The sequence below is a fragment of the Variovorax sp. 278MFTsu5.1 genome (assembly GCF_048305045.1).
In the GTDB taxonomy this organism is placed as follows: domain Bacteria; phylum Pseudomonadota; class Gammaproteobacteria; order Burkholderiales; family Burkholderiaceae_C; genus Variovorax; species Variovorax guangxiensis.
This window is the reverse complement of the sequence record NZ_CP157622.1, coordinates 3,684,724-3,699,281: the sequence shown is the minus strand read 5'-3', so window position 1 is coordinate 3,699,281 and position 14,558 is coordinate 3,684,724. Positions and strand designations below refer to the sequence as shown.

Here is a 14,558-nt window from a genome sequence, read left to right as displayed (position 1 = left end):
GAAGGCCGCTTTTTCATTTTCAGAACACCGCGGAACCGGCGTTGCCGGGCCGCAGGCCTGGGGGGTTATTCCACTTTCGCCTTGGCGCGCAGGTCTTCCTGGTACTTCTGCAGACGCTGCTGCTGCAACTGCTGCGTGATCTGCGGCTTCACTTCTTCCAGCTTCGGCAGCTGTGCTTGGCGGATGTCGTCGACGCGGATGATGTGCCAGCCGAACTGGGTCTTGATCGGGGCGGGGGTGGTCTCGCCCTTCTTGAGCTTGATCATGGCTTCCGAGAACTCGGGCACGAAGCTCGCGGGGTTAGCCCAGTCGAGGTCGCCGCCGTTGGCGCCCGAACCCGGGTCCTTGCTCTGCTTCTTGGCGATGTCTTCGAACTTGGCGCCCTTCTTCAGGTCGGCCATGATCTTCTTGGCCTGGTCTTCGGTCTCGACCAGGATGTGGCGGGCCTTGTATTCCTTGCCGCCGTTGGCAGCGACGAACTTGTCGTACTCGGCCTTCACGTCGGCGTCGGCGACCGGGTTGGTCTTGCGGTAGTTCTCGAACAGGGCGCGGATCAGGATGGCCTGGCGGGCGAGCTCGAGCTGGTTCTTGTAGTCCTCGGTGGCGTCGAGGCCCTGCTTCTGGGCTTCCTGCATGAACACTTCGCGCGCCACGATTTCCTCGCGCAGCTGGCCTTGCATCTCGGGCGTCACCGGGCGGCCGGCGGCTGCCAGCTGCTGGGCCAGGACGTCCATGCGGGCCTTAGGCACCGGCTTGCCGTTCACGATGGCTGCGTTCTGCGCCAGGGCCGCCATGGGGATGGCACCGAGCAGCGCTGCGGCCGCGACGGCCTGCAAGATTTGTTTTTTCATGGAATGAATGGTCGAACTGGGAAGGAAATGCGCGTGTAGGAGTTGCGCGGTAATGAAAGCAGGGGATTGGGGGAAGAAAGGAAAGAAGCAGCTGCCGGTGCGGGCGCGGCGTGCGAGCGATGCGTTGGACGACTGACTCAGAGCACCTCGATGGCGATGGCGTGCAGACCCTGTGCGATGAAAACGTGGAGGGCATCATACACAAGCCGATGCCGCGCCACGCGCGGCTTCCCGTCGAACAAGGGGGAGGCGATGCGCACCCTGAAATGGGTGCCCCGGCCCTCGGCGTTGGCACCCGCGTGCCCCGCGTGGGCAGCGCTTTCGTCGATCACCTCGAGCGCGGTCGGCGCAAGCGCCTTGCGCAGCGCCGCCTCGAGTTCGGCCGTGGTGGGAAGGGGAGCGGCCGTGCTCGTCATGCCGCGGGCTTGTCTTCTTCGTTCTTCAGGTGCGGCGCGATGTACAGGCCCTGCGCCACCAGGAAGACGATGGGGAACACGTAGCCCCAGAGCTTGAAGTTGACCCAGGCCTCGGTCGTGAAGTACGCCGCCACGTAGCCGTTGATGACGGCCATGAAGACGCAGTAGCCGATCCAGGCCACGTTGAGCCGGCCCCAGATGCGGTCGGGCAGCTCCAGCTGCGAGCCCAGCAGCATCTTCAGGAAGTTCTTCTTCAGCGCCCACAGCGCCACCGCGAGCGCCAGCGCCATGGCGCCATAGAGCACCGTCGGCTTCCACTTGATGAAGCGATCGTCGTGCAGCGCCAGCGTGAGCGTGCCGAACAGCAGGATCAGCACCAGCGTGGCTTTCTGCATTGCCTGCAGCTTGCGCTCGGTGGCGTAGATGATCGCCATCTGCACCACCGTGGCGGCCATGAGCACGCCGGTGGCGGTGTAGATGTTGCCCATCTTGTAGGCAATGAAGAAGAGCAGGATCGGGAAGAAGTCGAGGATCAGTTTCATCGAGCGGGTTGCCTGTTTCTTTTCTCTTATTTCTTCTGGAAGTCGAGCGACGCCGAGTTCATGCAGTAGCGCAGGCCGGTTTCGGTCGGGCCGTCGGGGAACACGTGGCCCAGGTGGGCGCCGCAATTGGCGCAGACATTCTCGGTGCGCACCATGCCGTGCGAGCGGTCGATGATGTTGCGGATGGCGCCCGGCACGGCTTCCTGCGAGAAGCTGGGCCAGCCGCAGCCGGCGTCGAACTTGGTCGCCGACTCGAAGAGCTTGGCGCCGCAGCAGATGCAGTGGTAGGTGCCGTCTTCCCAGTGCGCCTCGTACTTGCCGGTGAAGGGGCGTTCGGTGGCCGCGTGGCGCGTCACCTCGAAGGCCGCGGGCTCGGCGCCTTTTTCAGCGAGCAGGGCTTTCCATTCGGCGTCGGTTTTCTGTACGGGAGTGGTCATGATGAGCAGCTGATTTCGATCGTGGAGGCCCAGTCGGGCGGGAACCCGGCATACGCGTCGGCGCCGGGATGTTCTTCAAATGGGGTCTGCAGCAGAGCCAGCAAGACTGCCACACCCGAGTGGTCCTTTTGCTGACTCGCTTCGATGGCCTGCTGTCCCAGGTGGTTCCGCAGCACGAACTTCGGGTTGGAGCGGCGCATCAGTTCCGCGACCCGGGCCCTGTCGGCAGCGGCATGGCGCTGCGAAAACGATAGCAGCCAGGCGTCGAAGCCCGCGCGATCCAGGAAGAGGTCGCGCACCGGCTCCAGGTTGCCGTCGGCCATGTAGTTGGAGAGCCGGCGCCAGAAGATGGTGTAGTCGACCTTGCCGGCGGCCAGCAGCTTGAGCACGCCTTCGATCAGCGCGCGGTCGCCCTCGGCTGCTTCAGGAAGGCCCAGTTTGGCGCGCATGCGGCCTTCGAACTCGTTCGGGAACACCGTCTTGTAAGACTCCAGGGCGGCCACGGCCACTTCCTGGTCGCCGATCAGCGGCAGGAGCGCCTGCGCCAGGCAGAAGAGGTTCCAGTAGGCGACGTTGGGCTGCTGGTTGAAGGCGTAGCGCCCGCTGGTGTCGCTGTGGTTGCAGATGTGGCGCGGGTCGAAGCCGTCGAGGAACTGGAACGGGCCGTAGTCGATGGTGAGCCCGAGGATGCTCATGTTGTCGGTGTTCATCACCCCGTGGCAGAAGCCCACGGCCTGCCATTGGGCGAGCAGGGCGGCGGTGCGCTCGCTCACGGCTTCGAGGAAGGCGGCGTAGGCGTTGCCGCCGAAGCGCTCGGTGGTGCGGCAGGCGGGGTAGTAGCGGTCGATTACGTAATCGGCCAGGGCGCGCAGTTCGTCGTTGCGCTGGTTGGCCGCGAAATGCTCGAAGTGGCCGAAGCGCACGAAGCTGGGCGCCACGCGGGTGACGACGGCCGCGCTTTCGATCTCCTCACGGTACACGGGGGCATCGGAGCCGGTCACGCACAGCGCCCGGGTGGTCGGGATGCCCAGGCCGTGCATGGCCTCGCTGCAGAGGAATTCGCGGATGCTCGAGCGCAGCACCGCGCGGCCGTCGCCGCCGCGCGAATAGGGCGTGCGCCCGGCGCCCTTGAGTTGCACTTCGAGACCACCTTCGGTCTCGCCGAGCATGATGGCGCGCCCGTCGCCGAGCTGCCCGGCCCACACGCCGAACTGGTGGCCGCTGTAGACGGTGGCGAAGGGGCGGGTGCCTGCAACGGGCAGGCTGCCGGTGAGGGCCGCCAGCGTGGCGCCGGATTCGTGCCAGCCGGCCGGCAGCCCGAGCTGGCGGGCGACGGTTTCGCTGCGGCCTACCCAATAGGGATCGGGCAGGGGCGTGGGGCGCAGTTCGGTGAGGAAGGCCGGTCCAAGGGCGGCGAAACCCGGTTTCCAGCGAAAGCCCAGGTCCGCGGCCTCGGTGTCTTCAGCAAGCAAGCTCATGTCCGGATTGTCCGGCACCGCGCGTAACCCCTGGCCGGGCGGGCCATCGGGGGCCCGCCGGTGTCAGGCCGCGAGGGCGGCGGGGGTGTCCCAGAGGCGGGCCCGGTACTGCGCCGGAGGCACGCCGAACCAGCGCTTGCAGGCGCGGAAGAAGTTGCTGGTATCGACGAAGCCCAGCATGTCGGCCACGTCGGTCAGCGTGTGGCGGTCTTCGGCCAGGTACTGCTTGGCCAGCTCGCGGCGGGTGCGGTCGAGCAGCGACTGGAAGGACACCGACTCCTCCTGCAGCCGCCGCTGCAGCGTGCGCTCGGCCAGCCCGAGGCCGGAGGCCACGTCCTGCCGGCGCGGTTCGCCGTGCTGCAGGCGGCGCGCGATCTCGGCGCACACCAGCGTGCTGGTGGTGGTCTGGCCCAGCAGATCGAGCTGATCGTCCAGCAGATGCTCCTGCATCTCGCCCAGCGTTTCGTGGAAGGTGGGCAGCGGCGTGGCCATGTCGGCGGCCGACAGCAGCAGGCGGTTGGCCTCGGCGTTGAACCGGATCTCGCAGCCGAAGGCCTCGCGGTGCAGGCGGTCGTCGGCCGGGGCGGGGTAGACGAACTCCATCGCCAGCGGCTGCAGCTCGCGCCGCGTGAGCCACTGGCACTGCATGAGCACGGTCAGCAGGGCGTATTCGACGCGCTGGCGCGGAATGGGCAGGCTGCCGCCGGTGTGCCGCATCACCATCCAGCAGCCGCGCGGATCGGATTGCAGCGAAAAGGCGGTGGCGTCCGAAATAACGGCCATGTAGCGCGTGAGCCGCACCAGCGCCGATTCGAGGCTGGAGCTGCACGACATCGCATGCCCCACCGTGCCCAGCTTGCTGTGTGTGGAAGCCAGGTCTCGGTGCAGGCCCAGCGTGGGCCGGCCGGCGCGGGCCACCGCGAGCTGCCAGAGCACCGAGATCTCATCGACCGGGATGCGCGCGTTCTGCCGGTGCAGCGAGTCGGGGTCGAAGCCGGCTTCGCGCAGCAGCGAGGGCACATCCAGTCCTTCGGCCTCGAACATCGACAGGACGCCCTCGAGCCACGCGGCCGAGCTGGTGCGCAGCTCCGGCTGCGGCATGCAGCCCGCCCGGCGCGGGGTGCCGCGTTGGCGCAGTGGCGTGGAGGCTCCTGAAGTCATTCGTTTGGCTTTGTTGCGATAGCGATGAAAACCGTGCCGGTTTCTAGAATTTTTTTACGCGTTCGGCGGCCCCGGAGTATGGGCGCGGCGCGTCAGACCAGGAATTCCGATTAACCCGGTGTGGAGACAAGAAACATGGAGACAGAGACGAACGCACGCGACTGGCAGGGTCCGGCGGCGGTAAAGAAGACGGCGACGGCCAGGGCCGTCGCCCTGGTGATGGCCGCGGCCGCCCTGGCGGCTCTTTCGGCCTGCGGCGGTGGCGGCTCCGGCTCGTCCGGCTTCGCCTTCCTTCCGGGCCCGCCGCCCGCACCGGCTCCGGCGCCGGCCCCGCCCGCGGCGGATGGCCCCATGGTCCGCCAGACCGTTGCCGGCAAGGTCGAGGGCGTGGACGACAGCGCCAGGACCGGCACCTGGTTCTGGAAAGGCATTCCGTTCGCCAAGCCGCCAGTCGGCGCACTGCGCTGGCGCGCGCCGGCGGCGCCCGAGCCCTGGAGCGGCATCCGCCAGGCCACCAGGTTCGGCAACGCCTGCCTGCAGATCGGCCGCATCTTCAGCCCCGGCGCCAACAACACCTACGACGAAACCATCGGCACCATGCTGGGCAAGCCCTCGGGCAGCGAGGACTGCCTGTTCGTCAACATCTGGCGCCCGGCCACTGGCGAGAAGAACCTGCCGGTGCTGCTCTTCATCCACGGCGGCAGCAACATTTCGGGCTACACGGCCGACCCGCTGTACGACGGCGCGGCGCTGGCCAAGGCCGCCAACGCGGTGGTCATCACCGCCAGCTACCGGTTGGGCATCCTGGGCTTCCTGAACGTGCCGCAGCTGCGTCCGGGCGGCAGCGAGGGCGACGACTCGGGCAACTTCGCGCTGCTCGACAACATGGCGGCGCTGCGCTTCATCCGCGACAACGTCGCCAGCTTCGGGGGCGACCCGGGCAACGTCACGCTCTCGGGCGAATCGGCAGGCGCCACCAACCTGCTGTCGGTGATGACTTCGCCGATGGCCAAGGGCCTGTTCCACAAGGCCTTCGAGATGAGTGGCGGCATCTCGCTCGCGAGCAACCTGCCGCCGGGCACCTTGCCTTCGCTGTCGCTGGCATCTGCTTCGCTGGCGCAGGGCGAATCCATCCTCGAGAAGCTGCTCGTAGCCGACGGCACTGCGGCCGATGCGACGGCCGCCAAGAACTACATCGCCACCCGCACGCCGGCGCAGATCGCCGAGTACCTGCGCGCTCAGGACGGCGGCAGGATGCTGACCACCGTGGTCGCCGCCGGCCTCGGTGCGGTCGGGCCCATTCCCGACGGCACGGTGATCCCGACCGACCCCATCGGCGCCATCGCCGCCGACCAGTACGCGAAGGTGCCGATGCTCTCGGGCAACACGCGCGACGAGGGCAAGCTCTTCGCGTCGCTGCTGGGCACCATCGGCTTCCCGAAGCCGGGGTGGATCGTCAACGACGCCCAGCGCTTCTCAATGATGTTCAGCTTCGACCCCGATGCGGCGCCCACGCTCAAGGTGGAAGACATCATCGACCCGTTCTACCTTCCGGTAGACAAGGCCGGCACCGGCTACAACGCGGCCACCGCGCTCATCACCAAGGGCCTGTTCGAAGCCAACCGCGACAACCTGCTCGACACGATGAAGACGCGCCAGTCGAACATCTGGCACTACCGCCTCGACTGGGCCCAGGAAGCCTCGCCCTGGAACGACGTCTACGGCGCGGCTCACGCCTTCGACCTGCCTTTCGTGTTCGGCAATTTCGGCCCCTCGGTGCTGTCGAACGTGATCCGCGGCAAGGCCAATGAAAAGGGGAGGCTGGCGCTGTCGAACGCGGTCATGGCCAGCGTGGGCGCCTTCATGCGAACGGGCGACCCGAACACGCCCGAACTTGGTGCAACCTGGGCGCCCTGGCCCTCGCAGCTGCTGCTCGACGCCACTCCCACGGCCACCAAGATCACGCTCATGCAATGAGCCGCTTCGTTCAATCGTGCAGTGCGGGTTTGTGTCATTGTGCAAATGGCCGAAGCTTGCGTGAATGCGTTGTTCCCGAGCTTTGAAGAAGTCATTTCACATAGGAGTCCGTAGATGCTGGGTTTGATGCAAGACCAACCGCTTCTGATCTCGTCGCTGATCGAGTTCGCCGAGCGCCACAACGGCGACGGCGAGATCGTCTCGCGCCGTGTCGAAGGCGATATCCACCGCTGCACGTGGCGCGACATCGCATCGCGCGCCAGGCAGGTGGCCAACGCGCTGGATGGCGAGCAGCTGCTGTTCAGCGACCGCATCGCCACCCTGGCCTGGAACGGCTATCGCCACCTGGAGCTCTACTACGGCGTGAGCGGCAGCGGCCGCGTGCTGCACACCATCAACCCGCGGCTGCACCCCGACCAGATCGCGTGGATCGCCAACCATGCCGAAGACCAGATCCTGTGCTTCGACCTCACGTTCCTGCCGCTGGTGCAGGCGGTGCATGCGCGGTGTCCCACGATCCGGAAATGGGTTGCACTGTGTGATGCCGACAAGCTCCCGGCCGACAGCGGCGTGCCCAACCTCGTGAGCTACGAAAGCTGGATGGGCTCGCAGCCCACCGACTACGAATGGCCCAGCTTCGACGAGAACTCCGCCTCGAGCATGTGCTACACGAGCGGCACCACGGGCAACCCGAAGGCCGCGCTCTACAGCCATCGCTCGACGATGCTGCATGCGTATGCCGCTGCACTGCCCGACGTGATGCGCCTGTCGGCGCGCGACTCGGTGCTGCCGGTGGTGCCGATGTTCCACGTCAACGCGTGGGGCATTCCGTACTCGGCGGCGCTGGTGGGCTGCAAGCTGGTGTTCCCCGGCGCGGCGCTCGACGGCAAGTCGGTGTACGAGCTCATCGAGGCCGAGGGCGTGACCTTCGCCGCAGGCGTCCCCACCGTGTGGCAGATGCTGCTGGGCCACATGCAGGCGGGCGGCCTGAAGTTCAGCAAGCTCAACCGCACGGTGATCGGCGGCTCGGCCTGCCCGCCGGCCATGATCAAGGCGTTCCAGGACATCTACAACGTGGAGGTGCTGCACGCCTGGGGCATGACCGAGATGAGCCCGCTGGGCACGCTGTGCACGCTCAAGAACAAGCACCTGTCGCTGCCGGCCGACGCGCAGCTGCAGATCCGCATGAAGCAGGGCCGCGCCATCTTCGGCGTCGACATGAAGATCGTCGACGGCGACGGCAAGGAGCTGCCCTGGGACGGCAAGGCCTACGGCGACCTGCTGGTCAAGGGGCCATGGATCGTCAAGGAGTACTTCAAGGGCGAGGGCGGCGATCCGCTCATTCCAGATGAACGCAACCGCGGCTGGTTTCCCACGGGCGACGTGGCCACCATCGATGCCGAGGGCTACCTGCAGATCACCGACCGCAGCAAGGACGTGATCAAGTCCGGCGGCGAGTGGATCAGCTCCATCGACATCGAGAACATCGCCGTCGCGCACCCGGGCGTGGCCATGGCCGCGTGCATCGGCGTGTTCCACCCGAAGTGGGACGAGCGGCCGATCATCGCCGTCGTGAAGAAGCCCAACGCGGAGGTCACGCGCGAGGAGCTGCTGAAGTTCTACGAGGGCAAGACCGCCAAGTGGCAGATCCCCGACGACGTGGTGTTCGTCGAGGCCATCCCGCTGGGCGCCACCGGCAAGATCCTCAAGACGAAGCTGCGGGAGCTGCTCAAGGACTACAAGCTGCCCACGGCATGACCGCCGGGCCCGCCGCGAGCGCCGCGCTGTCGCATACGCGATAGCAAGGCGGCCCCGGCGGCCCTGCTTGCGGGCAATCCCTGTGCGGCGAAAAAAAGGCCGCTTGTACGCTGGCGGTCCGCCTTTCACACCGGAGACTCTTCATGCAATTTGCCATCAAGTCTGTAGCTGCCTGTGCAATGTTGGTGAGCGCTGCCGCGGCGTTCGCCCAGAAGGGCGAGACCGTCAAGATCGCCTGGCTCGACCCGCTGTCGGGCCTGATGGCGGCGGTGGGCACCAATCAGCTGAAGACCACGCAGTTCCTTGCCGAAGAGTTCAACAAGAAGAACCAGTCGGGCGTGAAGTTCGAGATCATCGCGATCGACAACAAGCTCAGCACGCAGGAGACCACCGCGGCCCTGCGTTCCGCGCAGGACCAGGGCGCGCGCTACATCATGCAGGGCAACGGCTCCGGCCCCGCGCTCGCGATCATCGACGCCATCGAGAAGAACAACGCGCGCAACCCGGGCAAGGAGCTGCTGTACATGAACTACGCGGCGGTCGACCCCGACCTGACCAACAGCAAGTGCAGCTACTGGCACTTCCGGCTCGACGCCGACACGTCGATGAAGATGGAGGCGCTGACCACCTGGATGAAGGACCAGCCCGACATCAAGAAGGTCTACATCCTCGGGCAGAACTACGCACACGGCGTGCAGGTGTCGAAGTACGCCAAGGAAGACCTGAAGGTGAAGCGCCCCGACATCCAGATCGTGGGCGACGACCTGCATCCGCTGGCGCAGGTGCGCGACTTCTCTCCCTACATCGCGAAGATCAAGGCATCGGGCGCAGACACCGTCATCACCGGCAACTGGGGCTCCGACCTCTCGCTGCTCATCAAGGCAGCCAACGACTCGGGCCTGAACGTCAAGTTCCTGACCTACTACGCGCCGGGCGCGGGCACGCCCACGGCGATGGGCGCCACCTCGGAAGGCAAGGTCTACACCGTGGCCTATGCCCACTACAACATGGGCGGCGAGATCCAGCAGCTGCTCGCGGGCTACAAGAAGCGCATGAACGACGACCTCACCCAGTCGTCGATCTATCACGTGTTCGCGCTGCTCGATGCCGCCTTCGTCAAGACCAGGTCGACCGACCCGGTGAAGGTGGCGGCGGCCCTGGAGGGCATGAAGATCAAGAGCTTCAACGGCGAGGTCGAGATGCGCAAGTCCGACCACCAGTTGCAGCAGGGCCTCTACATCGCGAGGTGGGAGAAGGCGAGCGCGAAGTACCCGTACGACGCGGAGAACACCGGCTACACCAACGTTCCCGTGAAGTACTTCGAATCGTACGTGGCGAGCACGCCCACGTCGTGCCAGATGAAGCGCCCCTAGGCGTCTTTGTGAACGCGTTTCCTACCCATCGGTAGCAGCTGTCTACCGGCGGGTAGCAAATTGGAGAAACGCGGTGTCGCATGCGCGATAGAAACGGGCCTTTGCGGCACCCCTCTTACGGGCATTCCCTGAGGGGAGGGGCTGCAAACGCTTGTACTCTCGTGCGGCGTTTTGAATCGGTTTGACCAGGAGATATAGATTGAAGTTCGCTCTGAAAATCGCCGCCGCAGCCGTCATCGCTGCCACCGCCACCGGTGCCTTTGCCCAGAAGGGTGAAACCGTCAAGATCGCATGGCTCGATCCGCTGTCGGGCCTCATGGCCGCGGTCGGAACCAACCAGCTCAAGACCCTCCAGTTCTTCGCCGAGGAGTTCAACAAGAAGAACGCGGCGGGCGTGAAGTTCGAGATCATCGGCATCGACAACAAGCTCAGCCCGCAGGAGACCACCAGCGCGCTGCGCTCGGCCCTCGACCAGGGCGCGCGCTACATCGTGCAGGGCAACGGCTCCGGCCCGGCGCTCGCCATCATCGACGCGCTCGAGAAGAACAACGCGCGCAATCCGGGCAAGGAAGCGCTCTATCTGAACTACGCCGCCGTCGACCCCGACCTGACCAACAGCAAGTGCAGCTACTGGCAGTACCGCTTCGACGCCGACACGTCGATGAAGATGGAGGCGCTGACCACCTACATGAAGGACCAGCCGGAGATCAAGAAGGTCTACATCATCGGCCAGAACTATTCGCACGGCCAGCAGGTCTCCAAGTTCGCGAAGGAAGACCTCAAGCACAAGCGCCCCGACATCCAGATCGTGGGCGACGACCTGCATCCGCTGGCCCAGGTGCGCGACTTCGCGCCGTACATCGCCAAGATCAAGGCCTCGGGCGCCGACACCGTCATCACCGGCAACTGGGGCTCCGACCTGGCGCTGCTGATCAAGGCGGCCAACGATGCGGGCCTGAACGTCAAGTTCTACACGTACTACGCCGTGACCACCGGCACGCCGACCGCCATGGGCGCGGCTTCGGACGGCAAGGTCTACCAGGTCGGCTACGCCCACTACAACATGGGCGGCGACATGCAGAAGTACGCCGACGACTTCAAGAAGAAGTTCAACGACGACCTCTACACCACCGACATCTACACGGTGTTCCAGGCGCTCACCGAGGCCTTCGTGAAGACCAAGTCGACCGACCCGGTGAAGGTCGCGGCCGCGATGGAAGGCCTGAAGTTCAAGAGCTTCAACGGCGACATCGAGCTGCGCAAGACCGACCACCAGGCGCAGCAGGGCCTGTACATCACCCGCTGGGAGAAGGCCACCGCCAAGTACCCCTACAGCCCCGAGAACACCGGCTACACGCTGGTGCCGGTGAAGTTCTACGACGCCTACGTGGCGAGCACGCCCACCTCCTGCCAGATGAAGCGTCCCTCCTGATTCCGGGAACGCGCCAACGCGGTCGAGGCCCGACTTCAACACTCGGGCCTTTTTCTTTTTCAACTGACACGAAAGACCGATGAACGTCGAATTCTTCGTCATCTCGCTGCTCAACGGCGTGAGCTACGGCCTGCTGTTGTTCATGCTGAGCTCAGGCCTCACGCTGATCTTCAGCATGATGGGCGTGCTCAACTTCGCGCACGCGAGCTTCTACATGCTGGGCGCCTACTTCGCCTACACGCTGTCGGGCATCGTCGGCTTCTGGCCGGCGCTGGTCATCGCGCCGGTGCTGGTGTTCGCGCTGGGTGCCGCCTTCGAGCGCTACTGCCTGCGCCGCGTCCACAAGTTCGGCCATGTGCCCGAGCTGCTGGTGACCTTCGGTCTTTCGTACCTGATCCTCGAAGTCGTGCAGCTGGTGTGGGGCCGCTCCACGGTGCCGTACGGCCTGCCGTCGGCGCTGCAGGGGCCGCTTTTCACGCTCTACGGCACGCAGTTCCCCAAGTCGCGCTCGTTCATCATGCTGGTGGCGGTGCTGATGCTGGTGTCGGTGTGGCTGCTGCTCACGCGCACGCGCATCGGCCTGGTGATCCAGGCGGCGCTGAAGCACCCCGAGATGGTCGAGGCGCTGGGCCACAACGTGCCGCGCGTCTTCATGCTGGTGTTCGGCGGCGGCGCCGCGCTGGCGGGGCTGGCCGGCGTGGTCGGCGGCAACACCTACGTCACCGAGCCGGCCATGGCCGCGTCGGTGGGTTCCATCATCTTCGTGGTGGTGGTGGTCGGCGGCATGGGCTCGCTGGCCGGTGCCTTCCTGGCCTCGCTGATCATCGGCGTGGTGCAGACCTTCGCCGTGGCCATGGACCAGTCGCTCGCCACCGGCCTGCAGGCCTTCGGCGTGGCGGTGACCGACCAGACCTTCGGCTACGAGCTGCTCAGGCTGACGATCTCGCAGGTCGCGCCGATCCTTCCGTACCTCTTCCTGGTGCTGATCCTCATCTTCAGGCCCAAGGGTCTTCTCGGAACGCGGGAGGACTGACGCGATGAACACCGCAACGACAACCGCTTCGACCTCCACGCCGGTGCGCTACTACCGGTTCAAGCCGCTGAACATCGGCCGCATCCTGATCTGGTCCTTTTTCGCGCTGCTGCTGATCGTGGCGCCGATGATCTTCACCAGCAGCCTGGCGCTGACCATGCTGTCGCAGATCGGCTATCTCATCATCATCTGCCTGAGCTACAACATGCTGCTGGGGCAGGGTGGCATGCTCAGCTTCGGGCATGCGGTGTACGTGGGCATGGGCTCGTTCATCGCCATCCACGCCATGAACCTGGCCGGCGCGGGCAAGCTGCCGGTTCCGCTGGTGCTCATCCCGCTCGTGGGCGGGCTGGGCGGCATGTTCTTCGCCGCGCTCTTCGGCTACGTGTCGACCAAGAAGTCGGGCACCACCTTCGCGATGATCACGCTGGGCCTGGGCGAACTGGTGGCAGCCATGGCGCTGATGTTCCCCAGCTTCTTCGGCGGCGAGGGCGGCATCACCACCAACCGCGTGTACGGCGCCTCGTTCTTCGGGCTCAACTTCGGTCCGCAGAATCAGGTGTACTACCTGATCGCCGTCTACTGCTTCATCTGCACCGGGCTGATGTTCGCCTTCACCGGCACGCCGCTCGGGCGCATGCTGAACGCGGTGCGCGACAACCCGGAGCGCGTGGAGTTCATCGGCTACAACACGCAGCGCGTGCGCTACTACGCCTTCATCATCGCGGGCTTCTTCGCCGGTATCGGCGGCGGGCTGGCGGCCATCAACTTCGAGATCGTGAACGCGGCCGACAGCCTCAACGGGCTGCGCTCGGGCAGCTACCTGCTGTTCACCTTCCTCGGCGGCGCGACCTTCTTCTTCGGGCCCATCATCGGTGCGGCGCTGCTGGTGTTCGCGCTGGTGCTGCTGTCGGAGCTCAGCAAGGCCTGGCTGCTGTACGTGGGCCTGGTGTTCCTGCTGATGGTGATGTTCGCGCCCGGCGGCGTGGCCAGCCTGATCATGATGAACGTGCGCGTGGCGCTGTTCGGCAAGTTCAAGCGCTTCTACCTGCTGTACGTGGGCCTTCTCGTTGGCGCGGCCATCATGCTCGCGGGTGCGGCGGCCATCGTCGAGATGATCTATCACATGCAGCTCAACGCGGCGCTCGGGCCGGTGGTGCCGTTCGCCGGCCTGCAGCTCGACACATCCTCGGCCATGGCCTGGGTGGTCGCCGTGGTCCTGTTCGCTGTCGGCCTGGGCGTGTTCGAAGTGGTGCGCCGGCGCTTCGCGAAGGTCTGGGGCCATGCGCAGGAAGAAATCGAAGCCGAGATCAAGCGGCGGGAGACGGCATGACCTATTCACTCGAACTCAAGAACCTGCGCAAGAGCTTCGGCAAGACCGACATCATCCGAGGCGTCGACCTGGCCGTGAAGGCCGGCGAGCGTATCGCCATCATCGGGCCGAACGGCGCGGGCAAGTCGACGCTCTTCAACCTGATCAGCGGGCGGCTCGCGCCCAGCAGCGGCGAGGTGCTGCTCAACGGCACGCGCGTCGACGGCATGAAGCCGTACGAGATCAACCGCATGGGGCTGTCGCGCAGCTTCCAGATCACCAACATCTTCCCGAAGCTCACCGTCTTCGAGAACCTGCGCTGCGGCGTGCTGTGGAGCCTGGGCTACAAGTACACCTTCCTGCGCTTTCTCTCGAACCTCGACGACGCCAACGAGCGCACGGAAGAACTCATCCGCCAGATTGGCCTGGAGAAGAAGCGCGACGTGCACGCGGTGAACCTCACCTATGCCGAGCAGCGCGCGCTGGAGATCGGCGTGACCATCGCGGGCGGCGCCAGCGTGATCCTGCTGGACGAACCCACGGCCGGCATGAGCAAGACGGAGACTTCGCACTTCATCTCGCTCATCAAGCACGTCACCGTCGGCAAGACGCTGCTGACGGTGGAGCACGACATGGGCGTGGTCTTCGGACTGGCCGACAAGATCGCGGTGGTGGTGTATGGCGAGGTCATCGCCTTCGATACGCCGGCTGCCGTTCGCGCCAATGCGCGCGTGCAGGAGGCTTACCTGGGCTCCGCCGTCGCCGATGCACAAGGGGCTGGACACTGA

General features: G+C 65.7%; 13 protein-coding genes. 7 read left to right on the top strand and 6 right to left on the bottom strand.

Annotated elements, in window-relative coordinates; translation table 11 throughout:
- Window positions 1-65: 65 nt before the first annotated feature.
- The 6 genes from ABL844_RS17215 to ABL844_RS17190 form a co-directional block, all read right to left on the bottom strand.
- A complete protein-coding gene (locus ABL844_RS17215) occupies window positions 66-851 on the bottom strand; it encodes a peptidylprolyl isomerase (protein WP_184637698.1) in 786 nt (261 codons plus the stop codon).
- Between the two features lie 137 nt (window positions 852-988).
- Window positions 989-1,267: a BolA family protein gene (locus ABL844_RS17210; protein ID WP_369662227.1), complete on the bottom strand. Its 279-nt coding sequence runs from the start codon at window positions 1,265-1,267 to the stop codon at window positions 989-991.
- On the bottom strand, window positions 1,264-1,809 hold the full coding sequence (locus tag ABL844_RS17205) for a septation protein A (RefSeq protein ID WP_019652541.1): 546 nt from the start codon (window positions 1,807-1,809) through the stop codon (window positions 1,264-1,266). Before ABL844_RS17205 ends, ABL844_RS17210 begins: the two co-directional genes overlap by 4 nt.
- 26 nt (window positions 1,810-1,835) lie before the next feature.
- Window positions 1,836-2,246, bottom strand: coding sequence for a peptide-methionine (R)-S-oxide reductase MsrB (msrB, locus tag ABL844_RS17200; RefSeq protein WP_126020174.1), 411 nt, complete (start codon window positions 2,244-2,246; stop codon window positions 1,836-1,838).
- Entirely contained in the window at window positions 2,243-3,724 is a 1,482-nt protein-coding gene (locus tag ABL844_RS17195; protein WP_418128295.1) for a protein adenylyltransferase SelO, read from the bottom strand. The genes msrB and ABL844_RS17195 overlap by 4 nt, the downstream gene beginning before the upstream one ends.
- Window positions 3,725-3,787: 63 nt before the next feature.
- Complete coding sequence (locus tag ABL844_RS17190) at window positions 3,788-4,825, bottom strand: AraC family transcriptional regulator (protein ID WP_418131917.1); 1,038 nt, start codon at window positions 4,823-4,825, stop codon at window positions 3,788-3,790.
- 279 nt (window positions 4,826-5,104) lie between these two features.
- On the opposite strand from ABL844_RS17190, the gene ABL844_RS17185 reads away from it, so the two are divergent.
- The 7 genes from ABL844_RS17185 (at window position 5,105) to ABL844_RS17155 (ending at window position 14,558) form a co-directional block, all read left to right on the top strand.
- Window positions 5,105-6,862: a carboxylesterase/lipase family protein gene (locus ABL844_RS17185; protein WP_418131916.1), complete on the top strand. Its 1,758-nt coding sequence runs from the start codon at window positions 5,105-5,107 to the stop codon at window positions 6,860-6,862.
- Window positions 6,863-6,976: 114 nt separating this feature from the next.
- Window positions 6,977-8,620 carry a 3-(methylthio)propionyl-CoA ligase gene (locus ABL844_RS17180; protein WP_418121154.1) on the top strand — a complete coding sequence of 548 codons (1,644 nt, stop codon included), beginning with the start codon at window positions 6,977-6,979 and terminating at the stop codon, window positions 8,618-8,620.
- A gap of 143 nt (window positions 8,621-8,763) precedes the next feature.
- The gene (locus ABL844_RS17175; protein WP_369662231.1) at window positions 8,764-9,993 is read left to right on the top strand and encodes a branched-chain amino acid ABC transporter substrate-binding protein; all 1,230 of its coding nucleotides are present in this window, start codon (window positions 8,764-8,766) and stop codon (window positions 9,991-9,993) included.
- Between the two features lie 199 nt (window positions 9,994-10,192).
- Window positions 10,193-11,425 carry a branched-chain amino acid ABC transporter substrate-binding protein gene (locus ABL844_RS17170; protein WP_418128294.1) on the top strand — a complete coding sequence of 411 codons (1,233 nt, stop codon included), beginning with the start codon at window positions 10,193-10,195 and terminating at the stop codon, window positions 11,423-11,425.
- 79 nt (window positions 11,426-11,504) lie between these two features.
- Window positions 11,505-12,458 (top strand): branched-chain amino acid ABC transporter permease, encoded by a 954-nt coding sequence (locus ABL844_RS17165; protein ID WP_126020162.1) that lies wholly within the window; start codon window positions 11,505-11,507, stop codon window positions 12,456-12,458.
- Between the two features lie 4 nt (window positions 12,459-12,462).
- Window positions 12,463-13,791, top strand: a complete 1,329-nt coding sequence (locus ABL844_RS17160) for a branched-chain amino acid ABC transporter permease (protein ID WP_126020160.1) — start codon at window positions 12,463-12,465, stop codon at window positions 13,789-13,791.
- Entirely contained in the window at window positions 13,788-14,558 is a 771-nt protein-coding gene (locus tag ABL844_RS17155) for an ABC transporter ATP-binding protein (protein WP_369662233.1), read from the top strand. The genes ABL844_RS17160 and ABL844_RS17155 overlap by 4 nt, the downstream gene beginning before the upstream one ends.

Excerpts from the sequence above, each read along its gene's own strand:
- ABL844_RS17215 (WP_184637698.1), bottom strand. The coding sequence starts at position 851 with ATGAAAAAACAAATCTTGCAGGCCGTCGCGGCCGCAGCGCTGCTCGGT.
- ABL844_RS17210 (WP_369662227.1), bottom strand. The coding sequence starts at position 1,267 with ATGACGAGCACGGCCGCTCCCCTTCCCACCACGGCCGAACTCGAGGCG.
- ABL844_RS17205 (WP_019652541.1), bottom strand. The coding sequence starts at position 1,809 with ATGAAACTGATCCTCGACTTCTTCCCGATCCTGCTCTTCTTCATTGCC.
- msrB (WP_126020174.1), bottom strand. The coding sequence starts at position 2,246 with ATGACCACTCCCGTACAGAAAACCGACGCCGAATGGAAAGCCCTGCTC.
- ABL844_RS17195 (WP_418128295.1), bottom strand. The coding sequence starts at position 3,724 with ATGAGCTTGCTTGCTGAAGACACCGAGGCCGCGGACCTGGGCTTTCGC.
- ABL844_RS17190 (WP_418131917.1), bottom strand. The coding sequence starts at position 4,825 with ATGCCGCAGCCGGAGCTGCGCACCAGCTCGGCCGCGTGGCTCGAGGGC.
- ABL844_RS17185 (WP_418131916.1), top strand. The coding sequence starts at position 5,105 with ATGGCCGCGGCCGCCCTGGCGGCTCTTTCGGCCTGCGGCGGTGGCGGC.
- ABL844_RS17180 (WP_418121154.1), top strand. The coding sequence starts at position 6,977 with ATGCTGGGTTTGATGCAAGACCAACCGCTTCTGATCTCGTCGCTGATC.
- ABL844_RS17175 (WP_369662231.1), top strand. The coding sequence starts at position 8,764 with ATGCAATTTGCCATCAAGTCTGTAGCTGCCTGTGCAATGTTGGTGAGC.
- ABL844_RS17165 (WP_126020162.1), top strand. The coding sequence starts at position 11,505 with ATGAACGTCGAATTCTTCGTCATCTCGCTGCTCAACGGCGTGAGCTAC.
- ABL844_RS17160 (WP_126020160.1), top strand. The coding sequence starts at position 12,463 with ATGAACACCGCAACGACAACCGCTTCGACCTCCACGCCGGTGCGCTAC.
- ABL844_RS17155 (WP_369662233.1), top strand. The coding sequence starts at position 13,788 with ATGACCTATTCACTCGAACTCAAGAACCTGCGCAAGAGCTTCGGCAAG.